Here is an 11,364-nt window from a genome sequence, read left to right as displayed (position 1 = left end):
GCCCAGGGGACCGTAGCGGCGATCCTTGCTCGGGGGTCCGACAGAAAACCGGCCCGCGCGAGGGCCGCGGCCGCATTGTCACCCCTCCGGGTGGCATGGCGACGGGCACACCCGCCGAGCGAGATTTATCGAACACCCGTTTTAAGTTGCGCGAGCCGCCGCGTTCGGTAAGTTGATCTTGATACACATGTTCGACACAGCACGGGGGTTCTGGTGGCGACCACAGTCGCGGCCGCACTGGCCGCTGAGCTCGGCCTGCGCACCGGCGCGGACCTGCGCCGCGCCGCCGCAGGCGGCACCGGGGTCGGTGCCGATACTGCGGCCGCGCCCGGCACGGCCGGGGCGGGCCTGGCGGCGCCGCACGGCGCCGCGCACGACGAGAGCCGCACCTCCCCTGCCATCGGGCCCCCGAAAACCATCCTGCCCGTCACCCCCGACATTTCCGCCCTCCTCCCCCACGGCGGCCTCGCAACCGTGACCGCAATCACCGCCACCCGCCGCGGCGCCACCTCCCTCCTCTGGCGCCTCCTCGCCGGCCCCACCGCCGCCGGAGCCTGGTGTGCCCTGGTCGGGCTGCCCGACCGGTACCCGCTCGCCGCCGAGGCCGCCGGGGCCGACCTCGGGCGCATCGCGTTCGTCAGCGCCGCCGGACCGCGGATCGCCGACGCCGCGGGGGCGCTCGCCGAAGGGGTCGCCGCGATGGTGGTCCCCAGCGACGGCCTCACCCCGCCGCAGGCCCGGCGCCTGACCGCCCGCGCCCGCAAGGGCGGCACCGCCATCATCTGGTGGGAGACCCGGCCCGTCGCCGGGCCCGACGCCCGGCTGAAAGTCACCCGCGCCGACTGGAAGGGCCTGCGCGCCAACACCGGTCGTCTCTGGGGCTCCGGCGGGCTGGACGCCTGCGAGCTCGACGTCACCGCGCGCTGGCGCTCCGGCGGCGCGCGCCGCGCCCGCGTCTGGCCCTACGGCGGGGACCCGGCGGGCCCCGCCACGCCGTGGAGCTGGGGCGAGTGCCCGTGAGCGGCCGGGCCCCGAGCCGGACCCTCGTGGCGCGCCTGCCGGACTGGGACGGCGACGACGCGGCCGGGTTCGCGCCCGTCCTCGACGCGCTCGACCTGCTCACCCCGTACGTCGAGGTCCTCGAACCGGGCTGCGCGGCCGTGCCGCTGCGCGCCGGGGCCGGGGACGAGGCGGCGTTCTGCGAGCGGCTCATCGACACCGTCGCCGGCCTGGTCGGGCAGGACTGCCTCACCGGGGTCGCCGACGGCCTGTTCGCGGCGGTCCTGGCCGCCCGGGAGGGCCGGATCGTGCCGCCCGGCGGCGACGCCGCGTTCCTCGCCGGGAGGGACATCACCGACCTCCGCTTCACCGGCCTGGTGGAGCCGGAGGACTGCGAGACCTTGCAGCACTTGGGAGTCGACACACTCGGCGCGTTCACCGCGCTGCCCGCCGCGGCCGTCGCCGAGCGCTTCGGCTCCCAGGTGCGCCGCGCCCAGCGGCTCGCCGCCGGGGAACTCGCCCGGCCGCTGGTCCCGCTGCCGGCGGCCCCGGAGTTCAGCGTCGAAGCCGTCCCCGAGACCCCGTTCACCACGGTCGAGCAGGCCGTCGTGGCCGCCCGGCCCCTGGCCGAGCGGCTCACCGCCGTCCTGGACGCGCACCGCCTCACCTGCACCCGGCTCACCGTCACCGCCCGCACCGCCGCGGGCCTCGTCCGGGAGCGGACCTGGCAGGTCGACCCCACCGCGACCGCCGCGGACCTGGCCCGCCGCGTGCGCTGGCAGCTCGAAGGCTGGCACCTCGCCGCGGGCGACGGCAGTGCGGAGGGCGGCAGTGCAGGAGGCGACGGCGCAGAGGGCGACGCCGTCACCGTCCTGGCGCTCGCCCCCGGCGGACTCATCGGCGTCCTCGACGCCGCCCGAGGGCTGTGGGACTTCAAGGACGCGGCCACCGCCCGCGCCGAGGCCGCGCTCCGCCACGCGCAGACCCTGCTCGGCCCCGAAGCCGTCCGCATCGCCGCCCTCACCGACGGCCGCGGCCTCGACGAGCGCGCGGGCACCGCCGCCTGGGAGGCGGAGCCGCCGCCTCCGGCGCCGTCGGGACCGTGGCCGGGGGTCCTCGCCGGGCCGCCCCCGGCGGTCGTCGGCGGGGCCGAGGACGTCGAGGTGCTCGACGCGTCCGGAGCGCGGGTGCGGGCCCTGGCCCGCGGCGACCTGTCCGCCACCCCGGCGGCGGTGTCCCTGGGCGGCAGGCGCTTCCGCGTCAGCGGCTGGGCGGGCCCGTGGCCGGTGTCCGAGCGCTGGTGGGACGGGCGGGCCCGCCGGTACACGCGCCTCCAGGTCGAGCTGGCCGACGGCCGGGCCGCGCTCCTGGCCTGCGAAGGCGGGCAGTGGCGGGCGGTCGGCTGGTATGACTGACTACGCCGAGCTGCACTGCCACTCCCACTACTCCTTCGCCGACGGCGCCGACTCCCCCGCCGCCCTGGTCGGCGAGGCCGTCCGGCTCGGACTGACCGGGCTCGCGATCACCGACCACGACGGCCTCTACGCCGTTTCCCAGTTCGCCACCGCCGCAAGGGAACGACTGCCCACGGTCTTCGGGGCCGAACTCGGCGTCGAGCTGCCGCGGACCCGGCGCGGCCAGGCCGACCCGGCCGGGCGGCACCTCGTCGTCCTCGCCCGCGACGAGCAGGGCTACCGGAACCTCTCGCAGGCCATCACCGAGGCCAAGCTCAAAGGAGAGGAGAAGGATCTCCCCCGGTACGACCTCGCGCGCCTGGCCGAACATGCGGGCGGGCGCTGGCAGATCCTCACCGGCTGCCGCAAGGGCCCGCTCAACGCGGCGTTCCGGGAGGGCGGCCCCGACGCGGCCGAACGGGCCCTGCGCGAGTTGATCGGGCTCTTCGGCGCCGACAGCGTCGCCGTCGAGCTCACCAACCACGGCCTCCCGGGGAACGCCGTGCGCACCGAGGTGCTGGCGGACCTCGCGCGCCGCTGCGGGGTCCCCGTCGTCGCCACCGGCAACGTCCACTACGCCGCGCCCCGGCGCCAGGGCACCGCCGCCGCGCTGGCCGCTATCCGCGCCCGGCGGACCCTCGACGGGATCGACCCGCACCTCCCCGTCGCCGCGACCGCGCACCTGCGCAGCGGCGCCGAGATGGCCCGCCGCTTCCCCGACCACCCCGGGGCGGTCGAGCACGCCGCCGCGATCGCCGCCGAATGCGCCTTCGACCTGAAGCTGCTGGCGCCCCGGCTCCCGCGCTTCCCCGTCCCCGACGGGCACGACGACTTCTCGTACCTCCGCAAGCTGACCGAGGAGGGCGCGGACGGCCGGTACGGCCCGCGGCGCGCGGGCGCGACACGGGCCTGGGGCCAGATCGAGCACGAGCTGGGGGTCATCAGGACGCTGGGGTTCAGCGGCTACTTCCTCATCGTCGCCGATATCGTGCGCTTCTGCCGTGAACAGGGAATCCTCTGCCAGGGACGGGGATCGGCGGCCAACAGCGCGGTCTGCTACGCCCTGGGGATCACCAATGTGGACCCGATCGGGTTCGGACTGCTGTTCGAGCGGTTCCTGTCGGCCGACCGGGACGGGCCGCCGGACATCGACGTGGACATCGAGTCGGGCCGCCGGGAAGAGGTCATCCAGTACGTGTACGAACGGTACGGGCGGGACCGGGCGGCTCTGGTCGCGAACGTGGTCACGTACCGGCCCCGGTCGGCGGTGCGCGACGCGGCGAAGGCCCTCGGGTACGGGCACGACCAGGCGGTGGCGTGGTCGAAGCGGCTGCACCGGTGGGGCGGGATCGACCCCGACGAGGCCGACGGCATCCCCGCCGACGTGCAGGCCCTCGCCGGCGAACTGCGGAACATGCCGCAGCACTTGGGCATCCACCCGGGCGGGATGGTGCTCACCGAGGAGCCGGTGAGCCGGATCGTGCCGGTCGAGCCCGCGCGGATGGAGCGGCGCACGGTCCTCCAGTGGGACAAGGAGGACTGCGCTGACGCCGGGCTCGTCAAATTCGACCTGCTGGGCCTGGGGATGCTGGAGGCCCTGCACCGGATGGTGGACCTGGTGGCGGAGTTTCACAGGGCGCGCGTGGACCTCGCGCACCTGCCGCCCGCGGACAAGGCCGTGTTCAAGATGCTCCGGCGCGCCGACACCGTCGGCGTGTTCCAGGTGGAGTCGCGGGCGCAGATGGCGACGCTGCCGCGGCTGCGGCCGAAGAACTTCCGCGACCTGGTCGCAGAGGTCGCGCTCATCCGTCCCGGACCGATCCAGGGCGGCGCGGTCCACCCGTACCTGCGGCGGCGCAATGGCGAGGCGTGGCGCCACGAAGTGCCGGAGATCCTGCACTCGATCCTGGAGAAGACGTACGGGGTGCCGCTGTTCCAGGAGCAGCTCATGCAGATCGCGATCGTGGCGGCGGGGTTCAACGGCGGGGAAGCCGACCAGTTGCGGCGGGCCATGGGCGCGAAGCGGTCCGCCGAGCGCATGGAGGAGTTGAAGGCGCGCCTGTACGCGGGGATGAAAGAACGCGATATCGAAGGCGCGCAGGCGGATCAGATCTACGACCAGTTGAAGTCGTTCGCGGACTTCGGGTTCCCCGAGTCGCACGCGGCGTCGTTCGCGCACCTGGTGTACGCCTCGGCGTGGCTGAAGTGCCGGTACCCGGCCGCGTTCTACGCGGGGCTGCTGGCGAGCCAGCCGATGGGGTTCTACTCCCCCGCGTCGCTCATCGCCGACGCGCAGCGGCACGGGATCGAGGTGCTGGCCCCGGACGTGAACGCCAGCAAGGAGGTCGCGTCGCTGGTCCCGGCCGAGCGGGCGTGCGAGGCGCCGCTGTACGGGGTCGCGGATCTGCGGCTGGGGCTCGACAACGTCAAGGGGCTCGGCGCGGATGCGGGGAAGCGGATCGCGGCGGCCAGGGAGGAGGGGCCGTTCGCGTCGCTGGCGGACCTGGCGCGGCGGGCGGGGCTGGACCGGGCGCGGATGGAGAAGCTCGCGGTCGCCGGGGCGCTGGGGAGCCTGGAGGCCGACCGGCGCAAGGCCCTGTGGGCGGCGGGCACGGTGGACGAGCGGCCCGGGACGATCCCGGGCACGGGCCCGGCCGCGCCGCCGCCGACGCTGCCGGGGATGAGCGCGGCCGAGCTGGCGCGCGCCGACTACACGGGCCTGGGCCTGTCGGTGGAGACGCACCCGATGGAGCTGGTGCGGGCGGGGCTCGACGCCGACGGCGTGCTCCCGGCGCGGCGGCTCCCGCACATGAAGGACGGCAAGCGGGTCGAGATCGCCGGGATCGTCACCCACCGCCAGCGCCCCTCGACTGCGAAGGGCGTGACGTTCCTGAGTCTGGAGGACGAGACGGGCATCGCGAACGTGGTGTGCTCGCAGGGACTGTGGAAGCGGTGGCAGTCGGTCGCGACCGTGGCGAAGGCGCTGCGCATCAAGGGCACGATCGAGAAGGCCGTCGACGCGCACCGGAGCGCGATGCCGATGGTCGTGGCGTACAAGCTGGTCGAGCTGGACCTGAACAGCCCGTCGGCGCCGTCCCGCGACTTCAGGTGAAGCAGCGTCGGCAGGGGTCAGAAGTGCGTGGCGATGCCGAACCTGTCGCGGAGGCGGGCCATGTCGTGGAGGTCGCGTTCGGCGGGCTCGTACCCCTGGTGGAAGTGGGCCTGCTGCTCGGCGGAGAGGCAGGGGACGGGGGTGCCGCCGATGGCGCCGGTCGTGAAGCATACCGCGGGGTAGCGGAACGGCTCGGCTGGTTCAGGGGCGGCCTGGACAGCGGAGCCGTCGGCGGCGAAGCGGAGCGGGTGGCAGTCGATCTCGATGCCGTCCGGTCCGGTCATGACGAACCGGACCGGACGCCAGTCGAGGGTCTCGGCGTAGCCGAGGGAGCGCAGCAGGTCGAGCAGAGCGGGTTCATGCTCTGCGCGGTGCATGAGGTCGAGGTCTCGGTGGGGGCGCGTCTGCTCGTGCAGGAGGGCGTCGACGCCCCAGCCGCCGCCGATCCACACGTCGACTCCGGCGCCGCCGATCCGGTCGAGGAGGGCGAGCACCTGCTGCAGTCCGATCATGTGCGCGAGGGTACCGGTCAGCCGGCGGCGAGGCGCATGTAGTCGCTGCCGAAGGCGTCGTCGACTTCGGTGGGGTCGAGGCCGTAGCCCATGAGGGAGTGCTCGTGGCGGCGGACGCCGTCGCGGCCGCCGCCTTGGCCGGTGCGGGTGAGGTGCTCGTCGAGGCGGGCCTCGTCGTCGGGGCCCCAGGGGAGGTCGAGCTGGCGGAACAGGTCGGGGACGGCGCTGTGGGGGGAGCCGGTGAGGCGGTGGTACTTGACGTCGATGAAGCGGCCGGGGCGGGCGTTCTCGGCGCGCACGCGGCGGCACTGGTCCATGCCGGAGGCGAGCTCGTGGAGCCACTGGCGGCCGATGGCCCGGGGGTCGACGGCGCCGCGCTTGAGGTGGATGCTGTAGAGGCTCTCCACCATGGAGCACAGCGACGACATGACGGTGTTGGGGTCGCGGTGGGTGAGGACGATCTGGGCGTCGGGGAAGACGCGGAGGATCGAGTCGAGGTTGAAGAGGTTCCCGGGGTGCTTGAGGACCCAGCGCTGGCGGGGGCGCCCGGCCTGGAGGACCTGGAGGGCGTCGCGCACGAACCGGAAGTCGGTGTCGCGGTCGTACTCGGTGCGGTACCAGTCGAGGTAGCCGGGGAGGGGCGCGACGGTGGTGTGGAACGTGGCGTGGAACTTGAGCCAGTAGTCCTCTTCGGGCCATTCGGCGTTGGTGGGGTGGATGTGCTGCCAGGTCTTGGACATGAGGAGGGTCATGTCGAGGCGCTTCTGGGTCTTGCGGATGCGCCGCCGGCGCTCCTCGGCGTCGGGTTCGAGGCCGAGGTAGTACATCTCCCACAGGTACGGGGCGCGGGCGTGGTCCGATCCGGCGATGATGTGCTGGGTGAGCGTGGTGGCGGTGCGGGGCAGGCCGAGGACGAAGATGGGGCGCTCGACGACCTCGTCGCGGACCTGCGGGTGCTGGGCTTGCAGGCGGCGGACGGTGAGCAGGTTGGAGATGCGGGCCTCGACCATGTCCTTCGCGGAGCGCCAGCCGACGCCGGAGAGGGCGGGGGTGGCGGCCCAGCAGTGGAGGAGGAACCGCAGGCTCTCCATGATGGCGGCGTCCTCGTCGGACAGGACCAGATCGGTGGTGCCGGAGTCCTTGCGGGCCTTGGCGGTCAGCTTGTCGAAGACGGCGTCCACTTTGTCGTTGCCGCGGGATTCGCCGCGGCGCTGGCCTTCCATGAGGAGGTTGACGACGCCGAGCATCCTGGTGGTGCGCTGCAAGTGAGGTCTCCTTACGGGGTTCGGGGACATCTGGGCGGGGTGCGACCGGTATGGGCGGGGCGGTGGTGGTTCCTGCCGCCCCTCGGTGCGCCACACGATACGCCGCCGCCCCGGTCCCCCGCGTTCAGGTTCGCCGGGGACCGGCTGCGCCGCAATGCATCAGGAGTCGGCGGCGGCGTGCTCCAGGTCGGCGAGGGCCTGGCGGGCCTCGGCGGCGACCTGCGCGCGGAAGCCGTCGGCGCCGAGGGCGAGGACCGCTTCGAGGGCGAGGCGGTGGGCGGCGGGGAGCGCGTCGGCGGCGGCGACGGGGACGTCGGGGGCGATGCCGGTGCCTTCCCAGTTGCCGCCGGAGATGGGGCTGACGGAGCGGGCGGTGGGGATGGTGACCTCAAGGTGGGTGTCCACTTTGAAGCCCTGGCGGGGGTGGGCGCCGCCCCTGGTGCGCTCGCCGACGACGGCGGCGCGGCCGCGCTCCTGGAGGTCGAAGCTGAGGGCTTCGCCGCCGGAGAACGTGATGGCGCTGGTGAGGACCCACACGGGCTTGTCGGGGCCGAACTTCGGGCCGGGCACGTGGGAGGACCACAGCTGGTGGAGGTCGGCCGGGTCGCGGTGGGCCATGCCGGTGAGCTGCACGGGCTCGGGGCCGGTGAGGAAGCCGTAGGCCCAGGCGACCATGTTCGGGTCGCCGCCGAGGCATTCTCGCAGGTCGAGGATGAGCGCGTCGGTCGAGGCGAGGAGGTGGAAGGCGGCGGTGACCTGGTCGCCCGCGACGGCGGGCGGGAACAGGAGCGGCGCGATCTTGAGGAGGCCGACGTTGCCGGGGAGGCGCTGCGCGGCGGCGACGCCGCCGCAGGCGAGGCCGGCCCATTCGGCCATCTGCCGCAGCTGGGTCTCCTCGTCGTCGTGGGCCTCTTCGAGTTCGGCCTCGCTGTGCTTGAGGCGCAGGTGGAGGTCGCCGTTGACCGATTGCAGGTCGGCGGTGACGAGCTCGGCGAGGCGGGCCTGGCCGGCGCCCTCGTAGCGGCCTTCGGCCGCGCGGGCGGCGAGGAGGTCGCCGAGCTCGGCGGCGACCTCGGGGAACACGTAGTGCTCGTGGAGCAGTTTCGCGATCTGCGGGATGACGGCGTTCATGAGAGGGACCTCCATGCGGGGCGGGTGATACCGAGAAGTGAACCACGCCGTTGACAAAGTGTCCAGTTTTCTGGACACTTGATTTCATGGACGAAGCGCACGCCCCCGACCTGACGGTCTCGACCCCGCAGCAGTACCGCGCACTGGCGCACCCGGTCCGGCACCGGCTGCTCTTCGCCCTCGGGGAGCGGCCCGCGACGCTGAGCGGCCTCGCCGCCGACCTCGGCATCAGCAAGGGCAGCGCCGGGCACCACCTGAAGCTCCTCCGCGAGGCGGGCCTGGTGGTGCTCGACCACGAGCGGCAGGTCCGGGGCGGCACCGAGCAGTACTTCAGGCGCGCCTTCCGCAGGCTGCACTACGAGACCGGCGAGACCACGAGGATCGTCCTCGCGGCCGTCGCCGACGAGATCGTCGCCGACGCCGACGACCCGCTGGTGGTCCTGCGGGGCGTCCGCCTCACCGAGGCCCAGGCCCGGCACGTGCGGGAGACCCTCGAAGCGCTCGTCAACGGCCTTGAGGAGGCCGAGGGCGAGCCCCGCTACGGCGTCCTCGTGGGCCTCTACCGCTCCGGGCAGGCCGGATGACGAACGCCGCCGGGCCCGGCCGCGCGGTGCGGCCGGGCCCGGTGGGCGTCGTCAGGGGCTAGTGCGCGGCGAGCGCGGGCTCCTGGCCGTCGACGGCGGGCTTGCGGACCATGAACGCCGCGGCCACGGCGATCACGGCCATGCCCGCGCCCCACAGGAACGCGGTGTGGATGCCGTCGGCCGTGGCGGTGACCGCCTCGGCCCCGGACTCCAGGCTGGCCTTGGTGCCGGTGGTCATCAGGGTGATGAACACGGCGGTGCCCGCGGCGCCCGCGACCTGCTGGAGGGTGGTGAGGACGGCGCTGCCGTGCGAGTACAGCTCCATCTTCAGCGACCCGAGCGAGGACGTCATGAGCGGCGTCATGAGCAGGCTCAGGCTGAGGCTCATGAGGACGTGGATGACGACGACGAACCACACCGGGCTCGCCTGGTCGAGCAGCGTCAGCAGGGCCAGCGCCCCGAACACGCCGAACGAGCCGGGGATGACGAGCGGGCGCGGGCCGAGCTTGTCGTAGAGGCGCCCGACCGTGGGGCCGGTGAGGCCCATGGCGAGGCCGCCGGGCAGGACCACCAGGCCGGTCTGGAACGTGGTGAGCTCCAGGACGTTCTGGAGGTACATGGGCAGCAGGATGAGCGACCCGAACAGGGCGGCCATGGAGACCAGCAGCATGACGACGCCGACGGTGAACGAGCGGGAGCGGAACACGCGCAGGTCCAGCAGCGCCGAGTCGGTGCGCTGGAGGCGCAGCTGCCGGAGCACGAACAGGGCCAGCGCGACCGCGCCCGCACTGATCGCCGCGTACGGCGGGACCGGGGTGTGGGCCCCGGCCGCGGCCTCGCCGATGGAGGAGAGGCCGTAGATGAGGCCGCCGAAGGCGACCGCCGACAGCAGCGCGGAGAGCAGGTCGAACTTCACCGGGCGGGTCTCGCCGAGGTTCTGGATCTTCAGGGCGCCGAGGACGAGGCCGAGGACGGCGATCGGCAGGACCGACAGGAACATCCAGTGCCAGGTGAGCTGGGAGAGGATGAACCCGGAGAACGTCGGGCCGATCGCGGGGGCGACGGCGATGACGATGGTGATGAAGCCGATGGTGCGCCCGCGCCGGTCGGCGGGGACGAACGTCATGACGGTGGTCATGAGCAGGGGCAGCATGACGGCGGTGCCGCTGGCCTGGATGACGCGGGCGGCGACGAGGACGCCGAAGACCGGCGCCGAGGCGGCCAGGATCGTGCCGACGGTGAACAGGGTCATCGCGGCGATGAAGACGGTGCGCGTGGTGAACCGCTGGAGGATGAGCCCGGTCATGGGGATCACCACGGCCATGGTGAGCATGAACCCGGTGGTGAGCCACTGGACGGTGGCGGCGGTCAGGCTGAACTGCTCCATGAGCTCGGGGAGCGCGACGCCCATGATGGTCTCGTTGAGGATCATCACGAACGCGGCCACGAGGAGCACGCCGAGCACCAGTTTGATCTGGGCCGGGACCCCCTCCGAGGGGGCGGTTTCGGCGGGTTCGGCGGACGGCGGTGTGTCGGCCGGTCGCTGGTCAACGCTCATTGGGGGGATCATCCTTCGGGTGTTGTGGACGTGCCGGTGCCGCGCTGTGGTGACGGCGCTGACGCCCCGGAAGTGTCAGTGACTGTCAATCATTGCAGTTGCTACCATCCGACCATGAGCGCCGGTGGGAGTCTGCGAGAAGTGTCACGCCGGGCCGTGCAGTCGCGCATTGCACGGGCCGCCGAGGAGCTGTTCGTCGACAAGGGCTTCGAGGAGACGACGGTCGACGAGATCGCCGCGGCCGTCGGCATGTCGCAGCGGTCGTTCTTCCGGTACTTCGCCTCGAAGGACGAGGTCGTGCTCGACAGCCTGGAGCGGCTGGGCGAGGACCTCGCGGCCCGGCTGGCGGCGCGGCCCGCGGGCGAGCACGAATGGGACTCGCTGCGGCGCGCGTTCGACCCGGTCGTCGAGCGCTTCGGCGACCCAGTATCGCGCGAGCACGACGCCGCGATCCAGCGAATTATCGACCGGTCCCCGCGGCTGCTCGCCTCCTACCTGTGCCGCCTGGAGCTGCTCCAGCGGATGCTCACCGACGCGCTGCTGGCGCGGTCGGAGGACGCGGACCCGGTGGTGCTGCGGGCGATGGTCGGCGGGGCGTTCGCGTGCCTGCACGCGGCGGCGTTCCCCGCGTGCGACCCCGAGGAGTTCGCGCCGTCCCTGGACCGGACGATGGCGGCGCTGCGGCCGGTCGGCGCGCGCTGACCGCGTTTGCGCGAACGCCCGGTGCCGGGCCCCCGCGCGGTGGAAGA

The 11,364-nt window shown here is 73.4% G+C and carries 9 protein-coding genes; 5 read left to right on the top strand and 4 right to left on the bottom strand.

The features are described 5' to 3' along the window. Nucleotides 1–213 precede the first annotated feature (213 nt). Genes WA640_RS22295 through WA640_RS22285 form a run of 3 tightly spaced genes read left to right on the top strand, consistent with a single transcriptional unit; the run spans nt 214 to nt 5,565 of the window. The gene (locus WA640_RS22295) at nt 214–1,020 is read left to right on the top strand and encodes a hypothetical protein (protein WP_335990642.1); all 807 of its coding nucleotides are present in this window, start codon (nt 214–216) and stop codon (nt 1,018–1,020) included. Continuing rightward, entirely contained in the window at nt 1,017–2,414 is a 1,398-nt protein-coding gene (locus tag WA640_RS22290; RefSeq protein ID WP_335990640.1) for a DNA polymerase Y family protein, read from the top strand. Before WA640_RS22295 ends, WA640_RS22290 begins: the two co-directional genes overlap by 4 nt. Further along, entirely contained in the window at nt 2,407–5,565 is a 3,159-nt protein-coding gene (locus tag WA640_RS22285) for an error-prone DNA polymerase (RefSeq protein WP_335990638.1), read from the top strand. Before WA640_RS22290 ends, WA640_RS22285 begins: the two co-directional genes overlap by 8 nt. Nucleotides 5,566–5,582: 17 nt before the next feature. Here WA640_RS22285 and WA640_RS22280 read toward each other — a convergent pair whose 3' ends face one another. The 3 genes from WA640_RS22280 to WA640_RS22270 form a co-directional block, all read right to left on the bottom strand. Then, nucleotides 5,583–6,077 carry a nucleotidyltransferase domain-containing protein gene (locus WA640_RS22280; RefSeq protein ID WP_335990636.1) on the bottom strand — a complete coding sequence of 165 codons (495 nt, stop codon included), beginning with the start codon at nt 6,075–6,077 and terminating at the stop codon, nt 5,583–5,585. Nucleotides 6,078–6,094: 17 nt separating this feature from the next. Further along, nucleotides 6,095–7,342, bottom strand: coding sequence for a sulfotransferase family protein (locus WA640_RS22275; RefSeq protein ID WP_335990633.1), 1,248 nt, complete (start codon nt 7,340–7,342; stop codon nt 6,095–6,097). A 159-nt stretch (nt 7,343–7,501) separates the two neighbouring features. Continuing rightward, nucleotides 7,502–8,473: a S41 family peptidase gene (locus tag WA640_RS22270; protein WP_335990631.1), complete on the bottom strand. Its 972-nt coding sequence runs from the start codon at nt 8,471–8,473 to the stop codon at nt 7,502–7,504. 86 nt (nt 8,474–8,559) lie between these two features. On the opposite strand from WA640_RS22270, the gene WA640_RS22265 reads away from it, so the two are divergent. Continuing rightward, nucleotides 8,560–9,057 carry an ArsR/SmtB family transcription factor gene (locus tag WA640_RS22265; RefSeq protein ID WP_335990629.1) on the top strand — a complete coding sequence of 166 codons (498 nt, stop codon included), beginning with the start codon at nt 8,560–8,562 and terminating at the stop codon, nt 9,055–9,057. Nucleotides 9,058–9,115: 58 nt separating this feature from the next. On the opposite strand, the gene WA640_RS22260 is transcribed toward WA640_RS22265, so the two are convergent. After that, nucleotides 9,116–10,615 (bottom strand): MDR family MFS transporter, encoded by a 1,500-nt coding sequence (locus WA640_RS22260; protein ID WP_106365571.1) that lies wholly within the window; start codon nt 10,613–10,615, stop codon nt 9,116–9,118. 114 nt (nt 10,616–10,729) lie between these two features. Between WA640_RS22260 and WA640_RS22255 the strand changes: the two genes are divergently transcribed. Beyond that, a complete protein-coding gene (locus WA640_RS22255; protein ID WP_335990627.1) occupies nt 10,730–11,317 on the top strand; it encodes a TetR/AcrR family transcriptional regulator in 588 nt (195 codons plus the stop codon). The last annotated feature ends 47 nt before the right edge of the window (nt 11,318–11,364 follow it).

The organism is Glycomyces sp. MUSA5-2 (assembly GCF_037034145.1).
In the GTDB taxonomy this organism is placed as follows: Bacteria; Actinomycetota; Actinomycetes; order Mycobacteriales; family Micromonosporaceae; genus Glycomyces; species Glycomyces artemisiae.
The sequence above is the reverse complement of the archived record's forward strand: the minus strand, read 5'-3'. Positions and strand labels throughout refer to the sequence as shown.

What these genes read in the sequence shown, in the direction of transcription:
- WA640_RS22285 (WP_335990638.1), top strand. Translation starts at nt 2,407, where the DNA reads ATGACTGACTACGCCGAGCTGCACTGCCACTCCCACTACTCCTTCGCC.
- WA640_RS22280 (WP_335990636.1), bottom strand. Translation starts at nt 6,077, where the DNA reads ATGATCGGACTGCAGCAGGTGCTCGCCCTCCTCGACCGGATCGGCGGC.
- WA640_RS22270 (WP_335990631.1), bottom strand. Translation starts at nt 8,473, where the DNA reads ATGAACGCCGTCATCCCGCAGATCGCGAAACTGCTCCACGAGCACTAC.
- WA640_RS22265 (WP_335990629.1), top strand. Translation starts at nt 8,560, where the DNA reads ATGGACGAAGCGCACGCCCCCGACCTGACGGTCTCGACCCCGCAGCAG.
- WA640_RS22260 (WP_106365571.1), bottom strand. Translation starts at nt 10,615, where the DNA reads ATGAGCGTTGACCAGCGACCGGCCGACACACCGCCGTCCGCCGAACCC.
- WA640_RS22255 (WP_335990627.1), top strand. Translation starts at nt 10,730, where the DNA reads ATGAGCGCCGGTGGGAGTCTGCGAGAAGTGTCACGCCGGGCCGTGCAG.